Origin of the sequence: Salinicola halophyticus (assembly GCF_003206695.1) — a bacterium.
GTDB lineage: Bacteria > Pseudomonadota > Gammaproteobacteria > Pseudomonadales > Halomonadaceae > Salinicola > Salinicola halophyticus.
Genome location: NZ_PZJN01000017.1, coordinates 1 through 502, shown reverse-complemented (window position 1 = coordinate 502; position 502 = coordinate 1). Strand labels below are relative to the sequence as shown.

Annotated in this window: 2 protein-coding genes; both read left to right on the top strand. The window is 65.6% G+C overall.

Annotated elements, in window-relative coordinates; all coding sequences use genetic code 11:
• The first annotated feature begins 3 nt into the window (after positions 1-3).
• Entirely contained in the window at positions 4-261 is a 258-nt protein-coding gene (locus DOM58_RS17110; protein ID WP_425353407.1) for an Ig-like domain-containing protein, read from the top strand.
• Positions 216-502 (top strand): Ig-like domain-containing protein (locus DOM58_RS17105; protein ID WP_188113835.1); only part of this gene is annotated, 287 nt, incomplete at its 3' end. The genes DOM58_RS17110 and DOM58_RS17105, both read left to right, overlap by 46 nt.

Below are 502 nucleotides of genomic sequence, written 5' to 3'. Positions count from 1 at the left end.
CCGGTGGCCGTCGCCGATACCCGGACCACCGGCGAGAACAGCGTTCTCAGCGGCCAGGTCCCGGCGGCAACGGATGTCGATGGCACCATCGCCAGCTATGCGCTCGACACCGGCGTAGGTCAGGGCAATGGGTCATTGACGTTCAATGCCGACGGTAGTTACAGCTTCACCCCCGGCACCGATTTCGACAGCCTGGCTGCGGGCGAGNNGCGCCGGTGGCTCAGGCCGCCACGGCCACGACGGAAGAGAACACCGCGCTGACCGGCCAGGTGCCGACAGCGACCGATGTCGACGGCACCATTGCCAGCTACGCGCTCGACACTGGCGTGGGTCAGGGCAACGGCAGTCTCAGCTTCAACGCCGACGGCAGCTACAGCTTCACGCCGGGTATCGACTTCGACAGTCTGGCTGCGGGCGAGAGCCGTGAGGTCACCTTCAGCTATACCGCCACGGACAACGATGGCGGCGTGAGTGAACCCAAGACGTTGACGATCACCGTCAC